Annotated in this window: 17 protein-coding genes and 1 pseudogene; 11 read left to right on the forward strand and 7 right to left on the reverse strand. The window is 68.4% G+C overall.

Annotated elements, in window-relative coordinates; genetic code table 11:
- Positions 1 to 23: 23 nt before the first annotated feature.
- Both LXE91_RS00540 and purT read right to left on the reverse strand, forming a co-directional pair.
- Complete coding sequence (locus tag LXE91_RS00540; protein ID WP_039370423.1) at positions 24 to 209, reverse strand: DUF6726 family protein; 186 nt, start codon at positions 207 to 209, stop codon at positions 24 to 26.
- A gap of 18 nt (positions 210 to 227) precedes the next feature.
- Positions 228 to 1,442 carry a formate-dependent phosphoribosylglycinamide formyltransferase gene (gene purT, locus LXE91_RS00545; protein WP_039370421.1) on the reverse strand — a complete coding sequence of 405 codons (1,215 nt, stop codon included), beginning with the start codon at positions 1,440 to 1,442 and terminating at the stop codon, positions 228 to 230.
- 213 nt (positions 1,443 to 1,655) lie between these two features.
- On the opposite strand from purT, the gene LXE91_RS00550 reads away from it, so the two are divergent.
- Both LXE91_RS00550 and LXE91_RS00560 read left to right on the forward strand, forming a co-directional pair.
- Complete coding sequence (locus tag LXE91_RS00550) at positions 1,656 to 2,201, forward strand: META domain-containing protein (protein WP_039370419.1); 546 nt, start codon at positions 1,656 to 1,658, stop codon at positions 2,199 to 2,201.
- Positions 2,202 to 2,377: 176 nt separating this feature from the next.
- Positions 2,378 to 7,131, forward strand: a pseudogene (locus LXE91_RS00560) (DNA translocase FtsK).
- A gap of 120 nt (positions 7,132 to 7,251) precedes the next feature.
- Here the strand turns inward: LXE91_RS00560 and LXE91_RS00565 are convergent.
- Entirely contained in the window at positions 7,252 to 8,499 is a 1,248-nt protein-coding gene (locus tag LXE91_RS00565) for a lactonase family protein (RefSeq protein WP_082139447.1), read from the reverse strand.
- Between the two features lie 166 nt (positions 8,500 to 8,665).
- Here LXE91_RS00565 and LXE91_RS00570 point away from each other — a divergent pair, with 166 nt between their 5' ends.
- Together LXE91_RS00570 and LXE91_RS00575 are read left to right on the forward strand one after the other, a co-directional pair.
- Positions 8,666 to 10,495: a glycoside hydrolase family 15 protein gene (locus LXE91_RS00570; protein WP_039370411.1), complete on the forward strand. Its 1,830-nt coding sequence runs from the start codon at positions 8,666 to 8,668 to the stop codon at positions 10,493 to 10,495.
- A 212-nt stretch (positions 10,496 to 10,707) separates the two neighbouring features.
- A complete protein-coding gene (locus LXE91_RS00575) occupies positions 10,708 to 12,189 on the forward strand; it encodes a polyhydroxyalkanoate depolymerase (RefSeq protein ID WP_039370408.1) in 1,482 nt (493 codons plus the stop codon).
- An 88-nt stretch (positions 12,190 to 12,277) separates the two neighbouring features.
- Here the strand turns inward: LXE91_RS00575 and LXE91_RS00580 are convergent, their stop codons facing one another.
- Positions 12,278 to 12,910 (reverse strand): TetR family transcriptional regulator, encoded by a 633-nt coding sequence (locus tag LXE91_RS00580; RefSeq protein WP_039370405.1) that lies wholly within the window; start codon positions 12,908 to 12,910, stop codon positions 12,278 to 12,280.
- Positions 12,911 to 13,067: 157 nt separating this feature from the next.
- Here LXE91_RS00580 and rsxB point away from each other — a divergent pair, with 157 nt between their 5' ends.
- Positions 13,068 to 14,060 carry an electron transport complex subunit RsxB gene (rsxB, locus tag LXE91_RS00585; RefSeq protein WP_039370401.1) on the forward strand — a complete coding sequence of 331 codons (993 nt, stop codon included), beginning with the start codon at positions 13,068 to 13,070 and terminating at the stop codon, positions 14,058 to 14,060.
- Complete coding sequence (gene nth, locus LXE91_RS00590) at positions 14,057 to 14,701, forward strand: endonuclease III (protein WP_039370399.1); 645 nt, start codon at positions 14,057 to 14,059, stop codon at positions 14,699 to 14,701. Before rsxB ends, nth begins: the two co-directional genes overlap by 4 nt.
- 159 nt (positions 14,702 to 14,860) lie before the next feature.
- Here nth and LXE91_RS00595 read toward each other — a convergent pair whose 3' ends face one another.
- The gene (locus tag LXE91_RS00595; RefSeq protein WP_039370395.1) at positions 14,861 to 15,790 is read right to left on the reverse strand and encodes a DMT family transporter; all 930 of its coding nucleotides are present in this window, start codon (positions 15,788 to 15,790) and stop codon (positions 14,861 to 14,863) included.
- A 263-nt stretch (positions 15,791 to 16,053) separates the two neighbouring features.
- On the opposite strand from LXE91_RS00595, the gene LXE91_RS00600 reads away from it, so the two are divergent.
- Positions 16,054 to 16,488, forward strand: a complete 435-nt coding sequence (locus tag LXE91_RS00600; protein WP_011352791.1) for a DUF1841 family protein — start codon at positions 16,054 to 16,056, stop codon at positions 16,486 to 16,488.
- An 85-nt stretch (positions 16,489 to 16,573) separates the two neighbouring features.
- Here LXE91_RS00600 and LXE91_RS00605 read toward each other — a convergent pair whose 3' ends face one another.
- Together LXE91_RS00605 and LXE91_RS00610 are read right to left on the reverse strand one after the other, a co-directional pair.
- The gene (locus LXE91_RS00605; RefSeq protein WP_027786804.1) at positions 16,574 to 16,933 is read right to left on the reverse strand and encodes a c-type cytochrome; all 360 of its coding nucleotides are present in this window, start codon (positions 16,931 to 16,933) and stop codon (positions 16,574 to 16,576) included.
- 41 nt (positions 16,934 to 16,974) lie between these two features.
- Positions 16,975 to 17,334 (reverse strand): c-type cytochrome, encoded by a 360-nt coding sequence (locus LXE91_RS00610; RefSeq protein ID WP_011352793.1) that lies wholly within the window; start codon positions 17,332 to 17,334, stop codon positions 16,975 to 16,977.
- 246 nt (positions 17,335 to 17,580) lie between these two features.
- On the opposite strand from LXE91_RS00610, the gene LXE91_RS00615 reads away from it, so the two are divergent.
- The 4 genes from LXE91_RS00615 (at position 17,581) to tal (ending at position 22,014) form a co-directional block, all read left to right on the forward strand.
- A complete protein-coding gene (locus LXE91_RS00615; protein WP_011352794.1) occupies positions 17,581 to 18,423 on the forward strand; it encodes an AAA family ATPase in 843 nt (280 codons plus the stop codon).
- A gap of 27 nt (positions 18,424 to 18,450) precedes the next feature.
- Positions 18,451 to 19,626 (forward strand): vWA domain-containing protein, encoded by a 1,176-nt coding sequence (locus tag LXE91_RS00620; RefSeq protein WP_039370390.1) that lies wholly within the window; start codon positions 18,451 to 18,453, stop codon positions 19,624 to 19,626.
- Positions 19,627 to 19,680: 54 nt separating this feature from the next.
- Positions 19,681 to 20,892, forward strand: a complete 1,212-nt coding sequence (locus LXE91_RS00625; RefSeq protein WP_039370387.1) for a benzoate/H(+) symporter BenE family transporter — start codon at positions 19,681 to 19,683, stop codon at positions 20,890 to 20,892.
- 168 nt (positions 20,893 to 21,060) lie between these two features.
- A complete protein-coding gene (gene tal / locus LXE91_RS00630) occupies positions 21,061 to 22,014 on the forward strand; it encodes a transaldolase (protein WP_039370385.1) in 954 nt (317 codons plus the stop codon).
- Positions 22,015 to 22,140: the final 126 nt, after the last annotated feature.

Raw genomic sequence — 22,140 nt, forward strand, 5'->3', positions numbered from 1 at the left:
TTGCCGATCGGGTCGGGTCGCGATCAGGGATCGATGACGTCGGCACACGCGTCGGTCGGTGCGGCCGCGACATGGCCGACGAGCGGCACGATCTTGAGCCCGGCCGAGGCCACCCGGCACGGTGCGGCCGCGAGCCCGCAACCCGCGAGGCTCACTGCAAGCGCCAGCGCGGCGGCCAGCTTACCGATACGCAGCCAGTTCGGCGTCATCGTCCTCTCCTGGTTACGTCAGCGGGCCGACACCGGCCGGACGGCCGCGGCGGCACGCTTCGCGCGTTCGCGGGCTTCGTCGACGGTCGCGCCGGTCGCCAGCGCGACGCCCATGCGCCGCTTCGCGAAACTTTCCGGCTTGCCGAACAGGCGCAGGTCGGTGCCCGGCACCGCGAGCGCGTCGCGCACGCCCTCGAACGCGATCCCCCGCTCGTCGAGCCCGCCGTAGATCACGGCCGACGCGGCCGGCGTACCGAGCGCCGGATCGACCGGCAGCCCGAGAATGGCACGCGCGTGCAGCTCGAATTCCGACTGGCGCTGCGACGCGAGCGTGACGAGGCCCGTATCATGCGGCCGCGGGCTCACCTCGGAGAACCACACGTCGTCGCCGCGCACGAACAGCTCGACGCCGAACATCCCGCGCCCGCCGAGCGCCTCGGTGACCTTGTGCGCGATCTCGCGCGACTTCTCGAGCGCCACCGCGCTCATCGGCTGCGGCTGCCACGATTCGACGTAGTCGCCCGCGACCTGCACGTGGCCGACCGGCTCGCAGAAATAGGTGCGGGTGGCGTTCGTCGCCGGGTCGATCGCGCGCACGGTGAGCTGCGTGATCTCGTAGTCGAAATCGACGAAGCCCTCGACGATCACGCGGCCGTGGTTCACACGCCCGCCCGCCATCGCGTAGTCCCACGCCGGCTTCACGTCAGCCTCGGTCTTCACGACCGACTGCCCCTTGCCCGACGACGACATCACGGGCTTGACGACGCACGGCATGCCGATCTTCGCGATCGCCGCGCTGAACGCCTCGAACGAATCCGCGAACGCATACGGCGAGGTCGGCAGGCCGAGCTCCTCGGCCGCGAGCCGGCGGATTCCTTCGCGATTCATCGTGAGCTGCGTCGCGCGCGCGGTCGGGATCACCTCGGCGAGGCCGGCCGCCTCGATCGCCGCGAGCGCGTCGGTCGCGATCGCCTCGATCTCGGGCACGATCAGGTGCGGGCGTTCGGCTTCGACGAGCGCGCGCAGCGCGGCGGCGTCCGTCATGTCGATCACGTGCGCGCGATGCGCGACCTGGTGGCCCGGTGCATCGGGATAGCGGTCGACCGCGACGACTTCGACGCCGAGCCGCTGCAACGCGATGATGACTTCCTTGCCGAGTTCGCCGGCGCCAAGCAGCATGACGCGCGTGGCCGAGGGTGAGAGCGGCGTACCGAGCCGCTGACCGATCTGCATGTGATTACCCGCTTCTGGTGGAGGACGAAAACGGCTCCGATGTTAACACGCGCCACGGCGCCGGTTTTGCGCGTTTCGCCGCGCCGGCAACCGGCCGCGGGCCGCTCGCGAGCGGGCTGCGAACGTTTTCACGCGTGAAGTGTCGGCTCGCCTGCCGCGGCACGGGTGCGTTACTCTTACGCCTTGATCAGAATCCGATGAGGAACGAGGCTCATGTCCCACCTGTCCGCCGCCGCACGCGCTCGCAACGGCCTGCTTCGCCCGTTGCGCGCGCCGCTCTGTGCGTTGACGCTTGCCACGCTTCTCGCCGCCTGCGCGATGCCGACCCATTCCGACTCCGCCGCCCCCGCGCCCGACCCGTACAACCCGGCCGCCGTCCAGCTGCTCGACGATACAAGCTGGGAACTCACCAGCTGGCTGAATGCCGACGGCACGCAGCGCGCGATCCCGCACGGCGACAACGGCGAGCCGATCAAGCTCGCACTGTCGACCGACTCGGGCATCCGGCGCGCCAGCGGGTTCTCAGGCTGCAATCGCTACATGGGCACCTACGCGATCAAGAACGGCCTGCTGAGCTTCGGGCCGCTCGCCGGCACGCGGATGGCCTGCCCGAATACGCTCGGCGGCCAGCTCGAAACCGCGTACCTCGACGCGCTCGCCCACGTCGACAAGACCGGCGTGCAGATGCGCGAGCCGCAGCAATTGCAGATCGTGACCACGTCCGGCGCAACGCTCACCTTCACGCACCGGAGCCCCTGATGCACGGCGCGCGCGAAGGCCGACCGACCGCCTTCGCGTGGCGCGCCACGCGCGTGTGCCGCGCCACGCGTCGCGCGGCGTGAATCGAATGCACGCCGCGTTAGAGTCTTGTCCGCCGGCCGGTTAAACTCGGCGGGTCGCGCCCCGCGCGCCCCTCCCCACTCCTGTTTCAAAGCATGCACACGGTAGTCTTCGGCTGGTTCGGCATCTCCGCCGTCTGGTTCCTCCTTCTCTTCTGGCGTCTCGTGCAGGCGATGCTGCCTGGCGGTGTCGGGCTTGCCGGCCGCGGCTCGATCCGTCTGTGGCTCGGCTTCGCCGCGGTGTTCGTGGCGAGCTGCACGCTGACGAGCCCGCTGTCGGGCCCCGACACGAACGCGCTCGGCCATGCGTTCTCGGCAGGCTTCGCCCACGTGCTCGGCCCGATCGGCACGCCGGTCGCGATGGTCGTGCTGTTCTTCGCCGGGCTGCCCTGGCTGACCGGCATCGGCTGGCGCCAGTTCGCCGCGTGGGTCGACACGTCGTTCGGCGTCAAGCTGGCGCGCGACGGCGGTGATGACGAAGCGCGCGGCATCGCCGACCTGCCGCGCAGCGCGTTGCATCGCGACGACGACGTCGTCCAGCCGACCACCGCGCATACCGTCAATTCGATGGCGCCGCGCCAGAATGGCCGGTATTCGCGCCCGACGCTGTGGAAACCCGACCCGCAGGCGCGGCCGAAGCCGCGCAGCAGCACGCCTGCGCGCCCGCACGTGGAACCTGTCGCGCCATCGGGCTGGTTGAAACCGACCGCACCCCAGCGCAGCATGCCGACACCGCCCGCGCCGATCACACCGGCCACCGCGATGCCGCCGCCGACGACCGGCAGCACCGCCAGCCTCGCGCGCGCAGCCGCGAACTCGCAAGTCCCGCGCCCCGATCCGGCCCCGCTTCCTGCCGGATTCCAACCTGTGCGCCCGCGGCCGACTGCCGCGCGGCCGGCCACCGCCGCATTGAAGCCGACCCCGCCGCGTACCACGGTCGCGCCGCGGCCGGCCGCCACGCAGCCGCAGCGCCCGCCGGTACGTGCCGCCGCAGGTGCCGGTTCGGCCGGCCTGCCACCCGATGCGGCACGACGTCGCCCGGCGCAGCCAACGCCGGCGCGTGCACCGCTCTATGCGTGGACGGAGAAACCTGCCGCGCCGATCACGCCGGCGCCGAGCGTGCACGACACGCTGCGCTCGATCGAAGCCAGCACCGCCCAGTGGGCGACGCTGGCCGGTGCGCAGGACGATGCCGGGCACGCGGCGGCAGCGGCAACCGTGGCCGGTGTAACCGCGGCGGCTACCGGCATGGCAGCGCCGGCAGCAGCGGCCGTGCCGACCGGGATCGCCCCGCGGCCCACGGCCCCGCCGCTGCGCATGACGCCAGTGCTCCGCTCGCCCACGAGCCGGCGCCGGCCTACGACGACAACGCACCGATCGTGCTCGACGCATTCATGCCGGCAGCGCCCGCCGTCCATGCACCGGTCGCCGATGCGGGAGCCGCGGCATTCAACGCCGCCGCACCGCACGCGATGTCGAATACCGGCGACGACGGCGCGTTCCCTCATCGCGCCAATGACGAGACCCGGCACGCGAACGATGTCGCTGCCACGCCGGCATCGGGGATCGCGTCCGCGCCGTCGTTCGACGCGCCCGTCGACCTCGCACCGTGGGAAGAGCTCGCCAGCCCGCCGGTTTCCGCGTTCGACGCGTCCGCATGGAACCCGGTCACCGAGTCATCGACGAACGTGACGGGATCGGAACCGGCGCATGCCGCCTTCGTGCAAGCAAGGACCGAGGCGGCCCAGGACCTCGCCACGAGCAACCCGCCGGCATCGTTCGATACCGACGACAAGTCCACCGCGCAACCCGCTCCTGCAATCGATCGCACCGCATCGGCCAGCGTGCCGCAGGGCATCGCTGATGCGCACGCCGACGTGAAGCCCGCCGGGAACATCGCGCCGTTCGCGGCCCTGCCCGCTTCGCCGATCGCCGAAACGACGCCGCGCGCAAGTGCCGAAATCGGGCCGTTTGCGGCGGCGGCACCGGCCGCGTCGAGCGCCGCACAGGAAGCTGCCAAGCCGGACACGGTGGAACCTGCAGCGCCGCCGGCGGCAATCGCTCGAGGCACCGTACCAGCGACAGCATGGACGTGGACGCCTTCGACGACACAACCGGCCACGACAAAGACGCCTGTCACCGAGGAATTGCCGAAATCGCCGGTTGCCGCCCAACCGTTTGCCGCCACGCAAGCGGCTTCGGCAGGGACTGCGTCACCGCTCGTCGGCGCCGCCCACGGTTCGACCACGCAAGCGCCTGCATTCGCGTCGGGCATTGCGCCAGTCACCGTTTCCGCCTCGTCGGATGGGGTGATCGGCACGGCAACCGGTTCGCTTGCTCAACCGGTTGCGCCGACTTTTGCCGTTGTTCCGCCGGCATCTCCGATCGGCGTAACCGGCGCTGCGTCGGCTTCGCTGTCGCAGCCGGCCGCTTCGGCATCGAACGCTGCATCCGTCGCGCCGGCATCCCCGATCGGCGTCACCGGCACTACGTCGGCTTCGCTGTCGCAACCGGCCGCTTCGGCATCCACGGTTGAGTCTTCCCGCGTCGTGACCGGCGCCACGTCGGCACCGCTGTCGCAGCCGACCGCATCGACATCGACATCGGCATCGACCGTGGCGGACACGACTGACGGTGCGTTCTCCAGGGCATCAGCACCCGCATCGCCCGTCGTGCCTGCCGTGACGCCGGCGGCGGCCAGCCCGACGGCCTCGACATCCGGTTCGAGCACGCCGGCCGCCTCTACCTCGGCGCCCGTGAATGTCACATCCGGCTCGGTCGCTGCTCCGTCCGCCGCGCCGGCCCCGACGTATCCGACCACCCCGGCAACCCCGTCGACGGGTACGGCATTCGGCATATTCAGCCCGTCCGGCACAACCGCATCGCAGCCGGCCGCGAGCCTGCCCGTGCCGCCTGCCCCTGCCGCCACGACGGCAACGTCCTCCGGCGCAGTCGCACCGATCACCACCGCCGCGGCAACTCCGGCACAACCGATCTTCGGCTCGCTGACGTCGTTCGGCGCAACCACTGCGGCGCTGGCTCCGTCGATCGCTTCCGCACCTGCTGCCATCGAAGCCGCGACGTTCGCCCCCCCGGCCGCCCCGACCTCGTCGCCGGCAAGCTGGTCCGTGTCGACTGTCTCCGCGGCACCGTCAGCCACATCGCCCGTGGTGCCGCCGCAACCCGCAGCAACGATCCCCGGCGCGAGCCTGTCCGCACCGGCGATCCCCACTGCGCCGCTGGCCGAAGCAACCGCCCCGGCAACCGAACCGCCCGCACCTGCCTCGGCCGGCTCCCCGGCCCCCGAGCCCCCCGCGCGCCAACCGCGCCCGAACGCATTCGAATTCCACGCACCCGCGTCGTTCAGCGTCGAACTGCCGACGCTCGACCTGCTCGAGCGCGCGTCCGCGTCCGGCGACATCGAAACGATCACCGACGAACACCTCGCGCAAACAGCGCAGGTGATCGAACAGCGGCTGCAGGAATTCAAGGTGCCGGTGACGGTGGTCGGCGCATCCGCCGGCCCCGTGATCACGCGCTTCGAGATCGAGCCCGCGCTCGGCGTGCGCGGCAGCCAGATCGTCGGGCTGATGAAGGACCTGTCGCGCGGCCTCGGCCTCACGTCGATCCGCGTCGTCGAGACGATTCCCGGCAAGACCTGCATGGGCCTCGAACTGCCGAACGCGAAGCGCCAGATGATCCGCCTGTCGGAAATTCTCGAGTCGCGCCAGTACCAGCACTCGGCTTCGCAGCTGACGATCGCGATGGGCAAGGACATCACCGGCCACCCGGTCGTCACCGATCTCGCGAAGGCGCCGCACATGCTCGTCGCGGGCACGACGGGCTCGGGCAAGTCGGTCGCGATCAACGCGATGATCCTGTCGCTGCTGTACAAGGCGACACCCGAGGACGTGCGGCTCATCATGATCGACCCGAAGATGCTGGAACTGTCGGTCTACGAAGGCATCCCGCACCTGCTCGCACCCGTCGTCACCGACATGAAGCTCGCGGCGAACGCACTGAACTGGTGCGTCGGCGAGATGGAAAAGCGCTATCGGCTGATGTCGGCCGTCGGCGTGCGCAACCTCGCGGGCTTCAACCAGAAGATCCGCGATGCCGAGGCGAAGGAAAAGAAGATCGGCAACCCGTTCTCGCTGACGCCCGAGGATCCGGAGCCGCTGTCGACGCTGCCGCTGATCGTCGTCGTGATCGACGAGCTGGCCGACCTGATGATGGTCGCCGGCAAGAAGATCGAAGAGCTGATCGCCCGCCTCGCGCAGAAGGCGCGTGCGGCCGGCATCCACCTGATCCTCGCGACGCAGCGTCCGTCCGTCGACGTGATCACGGGCCTGATCAAGGCGAACATCCCGACGCGCGTCGCGTTCCAGGTGTCGTCGAAGATCGACTCGCGCACGATCCTCGACCAGATGGGCGCCGAATCGCTGCTCGGGATGGGCGACATGCTGTTCCTGCCGCCGGGCACCGGTTATCCGCAGCGCGTGCACGGCGCGTTCGTCGCGGACGAAGAAGTGCATCGGGTCGTCGAATACCTGAAGCAGTTCGGCGAGCCGCAGTACGAGGAAGGGATTCTCGACGGCCCGGCCGCCGACGGCGCGACGCAGGACCTGTTCGGCGATGCACCGGATGCGGAAGCCGATCCGCTGTACGACGAAGCCGTCGCGTTCGTCGTGCGCACCCGGCGCGCGTCGATCTCGTCGGTGCAGCGGCAGTTGCGCATCGGTTACAACCGCGCGGCGCGGCTCGTCGAGCAGATGGAAGCCGCGGGCCTCGTGTCGGCGATGGGCATCAACGGCAGCCGCGAGGTGCTCGTGCCGGCCGCTGCCGACTGAGCAAGGCGGCAGCATGGCTGCCGGCATTGATACGGGCGCGCCGCGCAAGCGGCTGCCCGACAAACGAAGGGCGCTGCATCGGCAGCGCCCTTCTTGCATCGACCGGAAATCGGCCGCGATTTACAACGCGACCGGCACCAGCTTGAAGTCGACCGGCTTGCCGACCTCCACCTTCTGCGGATTCGGGCCGAGCTGCCCCGTTTCGACATCACGGCTGAACACGTAGAACGTATCGCTGTCCTGGTTACCGACGATCAGCCACTTGCCGGTCGGATCGATCAGGAATTCGCGCGGCGTCTTGCCGAGGCTCGACTGGCGGCCGACGTGCTTCAGCCGGCCGTCGGCCTGGTTCACCGCGTAGATCACCAGCTCGTTCGCGTCGCCGCGGTTGCTCACGTACAGGAAGCGGCCGTCCGGCGACAGGTGGATCGCGCCGCCGCCGACCTTGCCCTTGAAGCCCGGCGCGGTCATCGGCACCGTCTCGACCGGCGCCAGCTTGCCGTCGTGGTAGCCGAACACCTCGACCGACGCGTTGAGCTCGCTCGTCACGTACGCGTACCGGCCGTCGGCGCCGAACACCATGTGACGCGGGCCCGAGCCCGCCTTCACCGGCGTGTAGCGCGTGTCGGTCGGGCTGATCAGTCCGCGGCTGCCGTCCACCGTGTAGCGGTAGCCGTAGAGCTTGTCCGCGCCGAGATCCTGTACGAACAGATAACGGCCGTCCGGCGAAAATACCGTCGAATGCACGTGCGCGCCGTCCTGGCGGCCCTTCACGGGCCCCGTGCCTTCATGGTGCACGGTCAGCGCGGCCTGGCCGACCGCGCCGTCGTCGCGCAGCGGAAACACCGAAAAGCTGCCGCCCGGATCCTTCGCGACCGAGTAGTTGGCGGTCACGAGGTACTTGCCGTCGGGCGACAGCGCGAGATAGCAAGGATCGTTCCCTTCCGACGACACGCGGTCGATGAAACTCAGCGCGCCCGTCTTCGCATCGAAGCGGAATGCGCTGACACCGCCGCGCGTCGTCGCCGGCCCGTCGTCGCCGGGCAGTTCGTTGACCGCGTAGACGGTGCGACCGTCGCGGCTCGGCAACAGGTACGACGGATTCACGGTCTTCGCCGACGACACGGGCGCGACGCTGCCGGTTTTCGTATCGAAGCGGTAAACATAGATGCCGTCGCTGCCGCCTCCCGTATAGGTGCCGACGAGCAGGTTGTAGACGCCGTCGGCCGGGGCGGGCGATTGCTGCGCAAATGCATGGGTCGCGGAAAGGGAGAGCACGAGCGCGAAACCTTTCATCCAGTGAGCGAGCCTAAGCGGGAACCCTCGTGTCGAAGCGCGTGCGTCATGCTCGCGTAAACGGTTGGGCATTGAATCCTCCTTGCATCGAGTCGCTTCAAGTGTTGAGATAGGACGAAACGCCGGCCGTTCATGCGCTCCGCCGCCCGGCCGAGTATACGGGGCGCGGTGCCAGCGCGTGAAGCCTTGGCCGCCGCCGTCCGCATTGTGAACTCGAATACCCAAGGATCGCCTGCCCATGCCTGCCCTGATCGAAGACTACGCCCTCGTCGGCGACGGCCACACCGCCGCGCTGATCGCTAAAGACGGCTCCGTCGACTGGCTGTGCTGGCCCCGCTTCGATTCGGGCGCCTGCTTCGCGGCGCTTCTCGGCACCCCCGAGCACGGCCGCTGGCTGCTCGCACCGGCCGCCGACGCCGCGATCACGCACACGACGCGCCGCTACCGCGGCGACACGCTGATTCTCGAAACCGACTACGAAAGCGCCGACGGCGCCGTCACCGTGGTCGACTTCATGCCGCCCGGCAACGGCTGGTCCGAACTGGTGCGGATCGTCGTCGGCCGCCACGGCACGATGAAGATGCGCATGGAGCTCGTGTTGCGCTTCGACTACGGATTCTCGATCCCGTGGGTCACGCAGCTGACCCGCGAGGACGGCATGAAGGCGATCGCGGGCCCCGACACCGTCGTGCTGCGCACGCCGGTGCCGCTCACCGGCAAGAATCTCCACACGCTCGCGGAATTCACGGTGAGCGCCGACGAGCGCGTGCCGTTCTCGCTCAGCTATGCGGCCTCGCACCTGCGGCTGCCGCCCGCGCGCGATCCGCTGTCGATGCTCGCGCGCACCGAGAACTACTGGCTCGAATGGTCGGGACGCTGCCAGGTGCAGGGCCGCTACGCGGCCGCCGTGCGCCGCTCGCTGATCACGCTGAAGGCGCTCGCATACGAGCCGACCGGCGGCATCGTCGCGGCACCGACCACGTCGCTGCCCGAGAAGATCGGCGGCAACCGCAACTGGGACTACCGCTACTGCTGGCTGCGCGACGCGACGATCACGCTGCTCGCGCTGATGCGCGGCGGCTACTACGACGAGGCGCGCGCGTGGCGCACGTGGCTCGGCCGCGTGATGGCCGGCTCGCCCGAACAGATCCAGATTATGTACGGGATCGCCGGCGAACGCCGGCTGCCGGAAATGGAGCTCGACTGGCTGCCCGGCTACCAGGACTCGAAGCCGGTGCGCATCGGCAACGGCGCCGCGAACCAGCTCCAGCTCGACGTGTTCGGCGAGGTGATGGCCGCGCTGCACCTCGCCCGGGTGGGCGGCCTGCAGGCCGACGACACGGTCTGGTCCGTGCAGTGTGCGCTCCTCGACCATCTCGAGAAGATCTGGCAGGAACCCGACGAAGGGATCTGGGAAACGCGCGGCGGCCGCCGCCATTTCACGTTCTCGAAGGTGATGGCGTGGGTCGCATTCGACCGCGCGATCAAGTCGGCGGAGATGTTCCGGCTGCCCGGCTCGCTCGACCGCTGGCGCGCGCTGCGCGACCAGATCCATGCCGACGTGTGCAACAACGCATGGCATGAAAGCAAACAGGCGTTTGCGCAGAGCTACGGCAGCGACGAGCTCGACGCCAGCGTGCTGCTGATGCCGCTGCTCGGCTTCCTGCCGCCGGAAGATCCGCGCATCGTCGGCACGGTCGAGGCGATCGAGCGGGAATTGCTGCACGACGGGCTCGTGATGCGCTACCGCACGACCGACTACGACGACGGCCTGCCGCCCGGCGAAGGCACGTTTCTCGCGTGCAGCTTCTGGCTGGTCGACAACTATGCGCTGCTGGGCCGGATCGACGACGCGCATCGCCTGTTCAGCCGGCTGCTCGCGCTGTCGAACGACCTCGGGCTGCTCGCGGAGGAGTACGACCCGGTGGCCGGGCGGCTCGTCGGCAACTTCCCGCAGGCGTTCTCGCACGTGGCGCTCGTGCATACCGCGATGAACCTGATGCACCACGAGGACGCGATGGCGCGCGCAGCCGGCCAGCCCGCGCCGGCCGTGGCGACGGGGCGCTGAACGGGGGCGCGAGCGGCTTGGTCAGAGATCGTCAAATCGCAAAATTTTGATGAAAAATCGGGGAAATGTTGCATTGCACCACCCATCGTTGTCCGATATGATCGACGCGATTGTCCGGCTGCAGTGCAACATGGCCGGTCGCTGACCCACACGGCACGCCGCGACGCCCCACGCCGCCCTTGCGCACCGTCCCCCACGCGGGAGTAGTCTGCATGCTTTACCAACTGCACGAATTCCAGCGCGCCATGCTGAGCCCGCTGACGGCCTGGGCCCAGGCCGCTTCCAAATCGTTCGCCAATCCGTCCAGCCCGTTCTCGCTGATGCCGGGCGCGACGCGGATGGCCGCCGCGTACGAGCTGATGTACCGGCTCGGCAAGGATTACGAAAAGCCCGAATTCAACATTCATCAGATCGTCAAGGACGGCCACAACATCCCGATCGTCGAGCAGACGATCGTCGAGAAGCCGTTCTGCCGGCTGCTGCGCTTCAAGCGTTATTCGGACGACGCCGACGCCGTCACGCAACTGAAGGACGAACCGGTCGTGCTGGTCTGCGCGCCGCTGTCGGGCCACCACTCGACGCTGCTGCGCGACACCGTGCGCACGCTGCTGCAGGATCACAAGGTCTACATCACCGACTGGATCGACGCGCGGATGGTGCCGGTCGAGACCGGCCCGTTCCACCTGCACGACTACATCGCGTACATCCAGGAATTCATCCGCCACATCGGCGCGCGCAACCTGCACGTGATCTCCGTGTGCCAGCCGACGGTGCCGGTGCTCGCGGCGATCTCGCTGATGGCGAGCCGCGGCGAGGACACGCCGCTCACGATGACGATGATGGGCGGCCCGATCGATGCGCGCCGCAGCCCGACGTCGGTGAATTCGCTCGCCACGCAGCACTCGACCGCGTGGTTCGAGAACAACGTGATCCACACGGTGCCGGCGAACTATCCGGGCGAAGGCCGCCAGGTGTATCCGGGCTTCCTGCAGCACACGGGCTTCGTCGCGATGAACCCGGAACGGCACGCGCAATCGCACTGGGATTTCTACCAGAGCCTGCTGCGCGGCGACGAGGACGACGCCGAAGCGCACCGCCGCTTCTATGACGAATACAACGCGGTGCTCGACATGGCCGCCGAGTATTACCTCGAGACGATCCGCGTCGTGTTCCAGGAATTCCGCCTGGCCGAAGGCACGTGGGACGTCGAAGGCGAGCGCGTGCGTCCGCAGGACATCCGGCACACCGCGCTGATGACGATCGAGGGCGAACTCGACGACATCTCGGGCAGCGGCCAGACGCACGTCGCGCACGAGCTGTGCACGGGCATCCCGCAGGACCAGCGCCGCAGCCTGACCGCCGAGAAGTGCGGTCACTACGGGATTTTCTCGGGCCGCCGCTGGCGCACGATCATCTATCCGCAACTGCGCGATTTCATCCGCGAGCATGCACCGGAGCCGAAGCACGGTGCGACGAAGGATGCCACGGAAGCGCGGGCCGCCAAGACGCTCTCCGCCGTGCCGGCAGGCGACGCACCGGCCGAAACGACGCGCGCCACGGCAGCGAAGCGCACGCGCGCGAAGGCGCCGGCGAAGGCCGCCGCACCGGCTCCCGTCAAGGCTGCTCCGGCCGCGAAACGCGCCGCCGCCGGCAGCCCGCGCGCAAAGGCCGTGCGCACGCGCAAGGCCGCCTGACGCACCGCGTTCCGACGAAAAAACGCCGCCGTTGCCTGCGCACGGCGGCGTTTTTGCATCCGGCGGCCGCTTCGGCGCGGTCAGCGCATCAGCGCCGCAGCAGATACGCGAGCAGCACTTCGGTGTTCATCCTGACCATCTCCGCGCGCTCGTCGGCGTCGGTGAAGTCGCGGCCGAGCGTCGCGGCGAGCGTGAAGCGGTTCGACACGATGTAGTAGCCGAGCCCCGACAGCGTCACGTAGAAGCGCAGCGGATCGACGTCGGTGCGGAACAACCCGGCCTTCTGGCCGCGCGTCAGCACGTTGCCGAGCTTCGCGACGATCGGCGACATCATCTCGCGGATCCGCGTCGACTTGTGCAGGTAGCGCGCTTCGTGCAGGTTCTCGTTGTTGATGAGCCTGAGCAGTTCCGGATGGTCGCGGTAGTAGTCCCAAACGAAATGCGCGAGCCGCGTGACGGCTTCGACCGGCGCGACGCCGTCGAGATCGAGCTCGCGCTCGGCCTCGGTCAGCGCGGAGAACGCGTGTTCCAGCACGGCCGTGAACAACTGCTCCTTGCTGCCGAAATAGTAATAGAGCATGCGCTCGTTGGTTTCGGCCCGGCGCGCGATCTGATCGACGCGCGCGCCGAACAGCCCTCCACTCGCGAACTCTTCGGCTGCCGCCATCAGGATGCGGCGGCGCGTACCTTCAGGATCTCTTTTGATTTTTGGCTGATTCATGGTGGCGTTTTGCTATGTGAGCCGCGTGATCCGGACCGGCACCCCCACCGCCTCGGCGCCGGCGCACCCTGGAACGAGCGCGCCGCGGGCGGCCGCCCTCCTGCTGAGCCCCTGCAAAAAAGCGGTTCGATTATGCGCACAGACGGCGTCCAGCGCAATGCGGGAAATCGGCGATAATCGAGCTTTGGCAAACCTTTCCGGCCGCGCCTCACGCGGCCGAGAGCCATTCGGCGCCGCAGCGCCCGTTGTCACCGTGACCGATTCCAGAACACTCGCAGATCGCATCGAAGATCTGCTTCCCCAGACGCAATGCACGAAGTGCGGCTATAACGGCTGCCGCCCGTACGCCGAGGCGATCGCCGCCGGCGACGCGAACTACAATCAGTGCCCGCCCGGCGGCGCCGAAGGCATCGCGCGCCTGTCGAGCCTGCTCGGCAAACCGGTGATTCCGCTGAACCCCGTCAACGGCAGCGAGCATCCGCGTGCGGTCGCCTTCATCGACGAAAGCCTGTGCATCGGCTGCACGCTGTGCATGCAGGTGTGCCCGGTCGACGCGATCGTCGGCGCGCCGAAGCAGATGCACACGATCATCGAGTCGCAGTGCACCGGTTGCGACCTGTGCGTGCCGCCCTGCCCGGTCGACTGTATCGCGATGCTGCCGGTGACCGGCGAACGCACCGGCTGGGATGCGTGGTCGCAGGAGCAGGCCGATGCCGCACGCGCGCACCATGACCTGCGGCTCGCGCGCCAGCGCCGCGAACGCGAGGCCGCCGAAGCGCGCGCGGCCGCTCGCCGCGCGGCCAGTGCCGCGAAGCCGGCTGCGGCACAAGCGGAAACCCAATCCGCCGCACCGGCCGCGGACGACGCCGAAGCGAAGAAGCGCGCGATCATCGCCGCCGCGCTCGAACGGGCGCGCAAGAAGAAGGAAGAGCTGTCCGGGCAAGGCGCCGGACCGAAGAACACCGAAGGCGTGAGCGCGGCCGTCCAGGCGCAGATCGACGCTGCCGAGGCGCGCCGCAAGCGGCTCGCCGAACAACAGGCCCGGCGCGACGCCGAAGCGGCGGCCGCGAGCGGCAACGACGACGAGAACGACGCAGGCAACGACGGCCCGGGCGGGCCGTCCGCACCGCCCGACCAGAACGCTCCATGAACGCCAGCAAACGACGCGCGATCTACGAAACGCTGCAGAGCCTCAATCCGCATCCGACCACCGAGCTCGAATACTCGACGCCGTTCGAGTTGCTGATCGCCGTGATGCTGTCCGCGCAGGCGACCGACGTATCGGTCAACAAGGCGATGCGGAAGATGTTTCCGGTCGCGAACACCCCGCGACAAATCGTCGCACTCGGCGAAGAAGGCGTCACCGAGTACATCAAGACGATCGGCCTGTACCGGACCAAGGCGAAAAACGTGGTCGCGACGTGCCGGATCCTGCTGGACCGCTACGACGGCGAGGTGCCGGCCGATCGCGAAGCGCTCGAAGGGCTGCCGGGCGTCGGCCGCAAGACCGCGAACGTCGTGCTGAACACCGCGTTCGGCCAGCCGACGATCGCGGTCGACACGCATATCTTCCGCGTCGCGAACCGCACCGGCCTCGCGCCGGGCAAGGACGTGCGCGCCGTCGAGTCCGCGCTCGAGAAGTTCACGCCGAAGGAATTCCTGCAGGACGCGCATCACTGGCTGATCCTGCACGGGCGCTACGTGTGCAAGGCCCGCAAGCCCGAGTGCTGGCACTGCGCGATCGAGCCGCTGTGCGAATTCCGGCCGAAGACGCCGCCGCCCAACGAGTGACGCGCCACCGCTGACGTGCCGCCGGCCGCCCGGCGCCGGGCGGCCGGGCGCACGATGCGCGCCGCGCCGGCCGTAGCCCGTCGGTCGGCCGTCCAACCGCAGCCGCAACCGCGATAGCGCGTCGCCACCCGCGCCATCGCCCCGCTTTCCCCGTCCGGACTACGCGTTGGACGTCGCCGTCGCGTCGTCTGCCGCCGCGCCGCCCGCACGCACCAGCGCCAGCACGGCAGCCAGAATCGCCACGCCGCCCGCCCACTGCAGCGGCGACAGCGCTTCGCCGAACAGCAGCGCCGCAAGCGCGACCGTCACGACCGGTTCGAGCGTCGACAGCATCGACGTGCGCGCGGCCCCAAGCCGTTCGAGCCCGGCAAAGAACGCGAGCATCGCCGCGACCGTCGACACGAGCGCGATCGCGAGCATCGACGCCCAGCCGCCGGCCGTCGCGGGCCAGCGCGGCGGCGCGCCGAACGCGACGGTCCGCACCACGGCGATCGCCACGAGCGTCGCGGTTGCCGACAGGCAGATGATCGCGGTGGTCGCGAGCGGATCGACGCCGCGCGTGGCCTTCGTCCCGCCGACGATGTACAGCGAATAGATCACCGCGGCGGCCAGCGCGAGCGCGATCCCGAGCGGCTCGCCATGCCCGCCGCCGACCATCAGCGCCGAACCCGCGACGCACAGCACGAGCGCAACGGCCTTCGCGCGCGTGAGGCGCTCGCCGAGCCACCATGCGGCCAGCAGCGTGACGAAGGCCGGATACAGGTAAAGCAACAGCGCGACGAGGCTCGCCTGCGCGTGCTGCAGCGCGCTGAAATAGCAGAACGACTGCCCGACGTAGCCGAGCGCGCCCATCGCCACGAGCGGCACGAGCGCACGCCCGCGCGGCCATGCGACGCGGCGATGCCGTGCGATCGCGGCGAGCACCGCGCCGCCGATCGCGAAGCGCACGATCAGCAGCCCGAGCACGTCGACGCCGGCCGCGTATGCGTAGCGGCCGAAGATCGCCATCGCGCCGAATGCGGCGGCGGACAGCGCGACATAGAGCGTGCCCTGCAGGGCGGCGGACGACGGGCGGGCGGTGTCGGTCATGGTGGAATGGGGACGATCGGCGTGGCGCCGGAAATCGTCGGAGTTTAACGGTGCGGCGGCGGCGAGCCTAGCCCGCGCTTACCCGTTCCCGGGCGCTGGCCGGGCACCGTGGAAACCGGCCGGCACGGCATACCGGAGCGGCTCGCGGGCGACCGGCACGGCCACCCCGCACCCGCTCCCGCCCGCCGCCAGCGCCGTGCGCCGACCCGGCGTACAATGCGCGACGCGGCATCACGCCGTCCGAATCACGACGTTTCCCCACCATGTTCAATCCAAGCCGCGACGAAGTGCGTCGCTTTTTCACCGAGACCTGGCGCAAGCAGCGCGCCGGCGAGATCCTGACGCCGCTGGAAGCGATGGCAGCCGACTGGATCGTCGAGCATCCCGAATACCACGACGAACTCGCCGACGCCGATGGCGCGACCGCGCGCGAGTACACGCCCGAGGAAGGCCGCACGAACCCGTTCCTGCACCTGTCGATGCACCTCGCGATCAGCGAGCAGCTGTCGATCGACCAGCCGCCCGGCATCCGCGCCGCGCACGACAAGCTGGCGGCCAAGCTCGACTCGACCCACGACGCGCAGCACGTGATCATGGAATGCCTCGGCGAGACGATCTGGGAAGCGCAGCGCACCAGCACGCCGCCCGATACCGACGCGTACCTGCAGCGCATCCTGCGTCGCGCATCGCGCGACTGAGGGCCGCGGCGCCGGCGCGCGGATAAAAAAATACCCCGCCTCGGCGGGGTATTTTTACTGCGCGAGCCCGTCGGGCCCGGCGCGCTTACTTCTTGAACACGAGGTCGGTTTCTTTCAGCGACTCGATGTAGGCCGCGATGTCCTTCATGTCGCTGACCGACAGGCTCTGCACCTGCGCCTGCATGATCGCGTTGTTGCGACCGAGCAGCGGATTCGTCAGGCCCATCTGGTACTGGCGCATCGCCCACACGAGGTAGTCGGCGTGCTGGCCGGCGAGGCGCGGATATTCGGCGTTGATCGGCTTGTTCATCTGCGCGCCGTGGCAGGCGGCGCAGTTGTGCGATTCGACCAGTTCCTTGCCCTTCGTGATGTCCGCCGCGTGTGCGGTACCGATCGCGAGGCCGGCCGCCAGTGCAACCGCCGCCGTCTTGAATGCGTTGTTCATGAATGCTCCTGTCCCGCCGGTAAGAATCGGCGGCGCGCGCTTTACTTGTAGGGATTGTCCTTCGTGTCGGCCTTCTGGACGGCGTAGTACGCCGCCAGATCCGCGATGTCCTGGTCCGTCAGCGAACCGGCGATCGCATTCATCGACGGGAAGTGACGATCCTTCTTGCGATAGGCCTTCAGCGCGTTCTCGAGGTATTGCTGGTTCTGGCCGCCGAGGACAGGCACCCGGTAGACCTCCGGGTACGCCGCGCGGTAGTCCTGGATGCCGTGGCAACCGATGCACATGGCGGCCTTGCTCGCCCCGTCCTTCGGGTTGCCGACCACACCGGCCGCCTGCGCGCTGCCCGCGAGCGCCACGAGCGCTGCGACAACGACGTGTTTGCCGACGAATTTGTTCATAGCTCTTGTAACCTAGCTTGAGGGGAAACTGGCGCCGAAGCGGCAACGGCCCGCGCCGTTATGCTTGTCAGGTCGCCACGCAGGCCAAAAAAAACGGCCAGATTGTACCGCGTCGGCGGGGAACCCGTCCACAAGGCGCCCCGGTTCTCCCCGCCACAGCCCCGCAACGATACGCGGGCGCGGCCCAACCGGACAGCCCTTCTGACTTATACTGGGTTTTTTCCCCCGATTGAGAAGAGCGCCGCCATGCGTTTCGAAGGGTCCTCGCACTACGTCGCCACCGACGATCTGAAGCTCGCGGTCAATGCCGCGCTGACGCTGCAACGCCCGCTGCTGATCAAGGGCGAGCCCGGCACCGGCAAGACCATGCTCGCCGAGGAAGTGGCCGCCGCGCTCGACATGCCGCTGCTGCAGTGGCACATCAAGTCGACCACGAAAGCGCAGCAGGGCCTGTACGAATACGACGCCGTATCGCGGCTGCGCGATTCGCAGCTCGGCGACGAGCGCGTGAAGGACATCTCGAACTACATCGTCAAGGGCGTGCTGTGGCAGGCGTTCGATGCCGAGCACCCGAGCGTGCTGCTGATCGACGAGATCGACAAGGCCGACATCGAATTCCCGAACGACCTGTTGCGCGAGCTCGACCGGATGGAGTTTCACGTGTACGAAACACGGGAAACGGTCCGCGCGAAGCACCGCCCGCTCGTCATCATCACGTCGAACAACGAGAAGGAGCTGCCCGACGCGTTCCTGCGCCGCTGCTTCTTCCACTACATCCAGTTTCCCGACCCGGCGACGATGCAGAAGATCGTCGCGGTCCATTTCCCGGACATCCGCGAGGAACTGCTGCGCGCGGCGCTCGAGAGCTTCTTCGAATTGCGCGGGGTGTCGGGCCTGAAGAAGAAGCCGTCGACGTCCGAGCTGCTCGACTGGCTGAAGCTGCTGCTCGCCGAGAACATCCCGGCCGACCAGCTGCGCGGCGTGGATGCGAAGCAGATCGTGCCGCCGCTCGCGGGCGCGCTGCTGAAGAACGAGCAGGACCTGAGCCTGCTCGAACGGCTCGTCTACATGAACCGGCACAACCGGTAATCCTCCCTCACCCGCGAAGGCCCGGCCATGCTGCTCAATTTCTTCTACGCGCTGCGCGCAGCCAAGCTGCCCGTCTCGGTGAAGGAATACCTGACGCTGCTCGAATCGCTGAAGGCCGGCCTGATCTCGCCGTCGATCGACGCGTTCTACTTCCTCGCGCGGATGACGCTCGTCAAGGACGAGCAGTACTTCGACAAGTTCGACCAGGCGTTCGGCGCGTATTTCCACGGCGTGTCCGCGCTGCCGTCCGAAGCATTCGACATTCCGCTCGACTGGCTCGAGAAGCGCCTCGAGCGCGAGCTGTCACCCGAGGAAAAGGCGCAGATCGAGGCGATGGGCGGGCTCGACAAGCTGATGGAGCGCCTGAAGGCACTGCTCGACGAGCAGAAGGAGCGCCACGAAGGCGGCAACAAGTGGATCGGCACCGGCGGCACGTCGCCGTTCGGGCACGGCGGCTACAACCCGGAAGGCGTGCGCATCGGCGGCCCGTCGAACGGCAACCGCACCGCGGTGAAGGTGTGGGAGGCGCGCGCGTTTCGCGACTACGACGATTCCGTCGAGATCGGCACGCGCAACATCAAGGTCGCGCTGCGGCGGCTGCGCCGCTTCGCGCGCGAAGGCGCCGCCGAGGAGCTCGACCTGCCCGGCACGATCCGCAGCACCGCCGCGAACGCGGGCTGGCTCGACCTGCGCATGGTGCCCGAGCGCCACAACAACGTGAAGGTGCTGATGCTGCTCGACGTCGGCGGCTCGATGGATGATCACATCAAGCGCACCGAAGAGCTGTTCTCCGCCGCGAAGGCCGAGTTCAAGCACCTCGAATTCTTCTACTTCCACAACTGCGTGTACGACCACCTGTGGAAGAACAACCGCCGTCGTCACTCGGAGCGCACCGCGACGTGGGACGTGCTGCACAAGTTCACGCCCGACTACAAGCTGATCTTCGTCGGCGATGCCACGATGAGCCCGTACGAAGTGCTGCAGCCCGGCGGCTCGGTCGAATACAACAACCCGGAAGCTGGCGCCGTATGGCTGCGCCGCCTCGCCGACCAGTTCCCCCATCATGCGTGGCTGAATCCCGAGCCCGAGCGGCTATGGGAATACCGGCAATCGGTCGCGGTGATCCGCGACCTGCTCGGCCATCGCATGTATCCACTCACGCTCGCGGGCCTCGAAACCGCGATGCGCGCACTCAGCAAGTAACGACACCCACCAAGCACGAAGGCCGCGTCCGAGCGGCCCCCCCCCGGAGATTGCATGAACCCCTCGCCCACCGCGAGCGCCAGCCGCGCCGGCGGCCGCCGCTTTTTCGCCGATACCTCCGTGTCGGCACTCGTCGCCGGCTTCGTCGCGATGATGACGGGCTACACGAGCTCGCTCGTGCTGATGTTCCAGGCCGGCCGCGCCGCCCACCTCACCGATGCGCAGATCTCGTCGTGGATCTGGGCGCTGTCGATCGGCATGGCGCTGACGACGATCGGCCTGTCGCTGCGCTTTCGCGCGCCCGTCGTCGTCGCGTGGTCGACACCCGGCGCCGCGCTGCTGATCGCGTCGCTGCCCGGCGTGCCCTACCCCGAGGCGATCGGCGCGTTCGTCGTCTGCGCGGTGCTGCTGACGGCCGTCGGCGTGAGCGGGTTGTTCGACACGCTGATGCGCAAGATTCCGGCCGGCATCGCCGCCGCCCTGCTCGCGGGCATCCTGTTCGAGATCGGCATCGAGATCTTCCGCGCCGCGCAGTTCCAGACGGCGCTCGTGCTCGCGATGTTCTTCACGTACCTGATCATCAAGCGGCTCGCGCCGCGCTATGCGATCGTCACGACGCTGATCGTCGGCACGGCGGCGGCCGGCGGTCTCGGCCTGCTCGACTTCAGCGGCTTTCACATCGCGTTCGCGAAACCCGTGTTCACGATGCCCGCGTTCTCGATCGCGTCGATCGTCAGCATCGGCATCCCGCTGTTCGTCGTCGCGATGGCGTCCCAGAACGTGCCGGGCATCGCGGTGCTGCGCGCGGACGGCTATCGGACCCCGTCGTCGCCGCTGATCGCCACCACCGGCCTCGCGTCGCTGCTGCTCGCGCCGTTCGGCTCGCACGGCGTCAACCTCGCGGCGATCACGGCCGCGATCTGCACGGGCCCGGAAGCGCACGAGGATCGCGAGAAGCGCTACACGGCCGCCGTGTGGTGCGGCACGTTCTACCTGGTCGCGGGGATCTTCGGCGCGACGATCGCCGCGCTGTTCGCGGCGCTGCCGAAAGCGCTCGTCGTGTCGGTCGCCGCACTCGCGCTGTTCGGCTCGATCATGAGCGGCCTCGCGAACGCAATGCAGGACGTGAAGCAGCGCGAAGCAGCACTCGTCACGTTCATGGTCACCGCGTCGGGCCTGACGCTGCTGTCGATCGGCCCGGCATTCTGGGGGCTCGTGGCGGGGATCGTCACGCAGGTGATCCTGAACGCGCGCCGCCCCGCGTGACGCAGCGCGGCGGCCGCCGCTGCGGCCATCGGACACGCCGGAACGTGCCCGACACGAATCCGGCCTAGAATAGCGGATCGGAGGCGGTGCCCGGCGCCGCCTCGCTTCGCCGCCGCGTTCGCGCGGCCCGTGAGAACCCGGCGCCTTGCGCCCTTCTTCCGAATCGCCATGACTACCGCACTCGACCAGCTGAAGCAGTACACGACCGTCGTCGCCGACACGGGCGATTTCCAGCAGCTTGCGCAATACCAGCCGCAGGACGCGACCACGAATCCGTCGCTGATCCTGAAGGCCGTCCAGAAGGATGCGTACAAGCCGATCCTCGAGAAAACCGTCCGCGATCATCGCAACGAAAGCACCGATTTCATCATCGACCGCCTGCTGATCGCATTCGGCACCGAGATCCTGAAGCTGATCCCGGGCCGCGTGTCGACCGAGGTCGACGCGCGCCTGTCGTTCGACACGCAGCGCTCGATCGACAAGGGCCGCGAACTCATCAAGCTGTACGAAGCAGCCGGTATCGGCCGCGAGCGCATCCTGATCAAGCTCGCCTCCACGTGGGAAGGCATCCGCGCGGCCGAAGTGCTGCAGAAGGAAGGGATCAAGTGCAACATGACCCTGCTTTTCTCGCTCGTGCAGGCCGCTGCATGCGCGGAAGCCGGCGCACAGCTGATCTCGCCGTTCGTCGGCCGCATCTACGACTGGTACAAGAAGCAGGCCGGCGCCGAGTGGAATGAAGAGAAGGACGGTGGCGCGAACGATCCGGGCGTGCAGTCGGTGCGCCGCATCTACACGTACTACAAGACGTTCGGCTACACGACCGAAGTGATGGGCGCGAGCTTCCGCACGACCAGCCAGATCACCGAACTCGCCGGCTGCGACCTGCTGACGATCAGTCCCGATTTGCTGCAGAAGCTGCAGGACAGCAACGAGACCGTCACGCGCAAGCTGTCGCCGGAAGCGCTGCAGGACAAGCCCGCCTCGCGCGTCGCGATCGACGAGGCCGCGTTCCGCTTCCAGCTGAACGACGACGCGATGGCAACCGAAAAGCTCGCCGAAGGCATCCGCGTATTCGCTGCCGATGCGGTGAAGCTCGAGAAGCTGATCGACTCGCTGCGCTGAGCCGCTGAGCCGCTGAGCCACGACAAGCGTCAGCGGCTGTCAGCAACACTGGCAACAGCCGTCAGCACGCACGCCGCACACGGCCGCGAACGTCATGTTCGCGGCCGTTTTTTATTTTCATTCCAT

The sequence above is a fragment of the Burkholderia contaminans genome (genome assembly GCF_029633825.1).
Classification (GTDB): domain Bacteria; phylum Pseudomonadota; class Gammaproteobacteria; order Burkholderiales; family Burkholderiaceae; genus Burkholderia; species Burkholderia contaminans.

Coding starts and splice junctions, on each gene's coding strand:
- LXE91_RS00540 (WP_039370423.1), bottom strand. CDS start 209: ATGACGCCGAACTGGCTGCGTATCGGTAAGCTGGCCGCCGCGCTGGCG.
- purT (WP_039370421.1), bottom strand. CDS start 1,442: ATGCAGATCGGTCAGCGGCTCGGTACGCCGCTCTCACCCTCGGCCACG.
- LXE91_RS00550 (WP_039370419.1), top strand. CDS start 1,656: ATGTCCCACCTGTCCGCCGCCGCACGCGCTCGCAACGGCCTGCTTCGC.
- LXE91_RS00565 (WP_082139447.1), bottom strand. CDS start 8,499: ATGCCCAACCGTTTACGCGAGCATGACGCACGCGCTTCGACACGAGGG.
- LXE91_RS00570 (WP_039370411.1), top strand. CDS start 8,666: ATGCCTGCCCTGATCGAAGACTACGCCCTCGTCGGCGACGGCCACACC.
- LXE91_RS00575 (WP_039370408.1), top strand. CDS start 10,708: ATGCTTTACCAACTGCACGAATTCCAGCGCGCCATGCTGAGCCCGCTG.
- LXE91_RS00580 (WP_039370405.1), bottom strand. CDS start 12,910: ATGAATCAGCCAAAAATCAAAAGAGATCCTGAAGGTACGCGCCGCCGC.
- rsxB (WP_039370401.1), top strand. CDS start 13,068: ATGCGGGAAATCGGCGATAATCGAGCTTTGGCAAACCTTTCCGGCCGC.
- nth (WP_039370399.1), top strand. CDS start 14,057: ATGAACGCCAGCAAACGACGCGCGATCTACGAAACGCTGCAGAGCCTC.
- LXE91_RS00595 (WP_039370395.1), bottom strand. CDS start 15,790: ATGACCGACACCGCCCGCCCGTCGTCCGCCGCCCTGCAGGGCACGCTC.
- LXE91_RS00600 (WP_011352791.1), top strand. CDS start 16,054: ATGTTCAATCCAAGCCGCGACGAAGTGCGTCGCTTTTTCACCGAGACC.
- LXE91_RS00605 (WP_027786804.1), bottom strand. CDS start 16,933: ATGAACAACGCATTCAAGACGGCGGCGGTTGCACTGGCGGCCGGCCTC.
- LXE91_RS00610 (WP_011352793.1), bottom strand. CDS start 17,334: ATGAACAAATTCGTCGGCAAACACGTCGTTGTCGCAGCGCTCGTGGCG.
- LXE91_RS00615 (WP_011352794.1), top strand. CDS start 17,581: ATGCGTTTCGAAGGGTCCTCGCACTACGTCGCCACCGACGATCTGAAG.
- LXE91_RS00620 (WP_039370390.1), top strand. CDS start 18,451: ATGCTGCTCAATTTCTTCTACGCGCTGCGCGCAGCCAAGCTGCCCGTC.
- LXE91_RS00625 (WP_039370387.1), top strand. CDS start 19,681: ATGAACCCCTCGCCCACCGCGAGCGCCAGCCGCGCCGGCGGCCGCCGC.
- tal (WP_039370385.1), top strand. CDS start 21,061: ATGACTACCGCACTCGACCAGCTGAAGCAGTACACGACCGTCGTCGCC.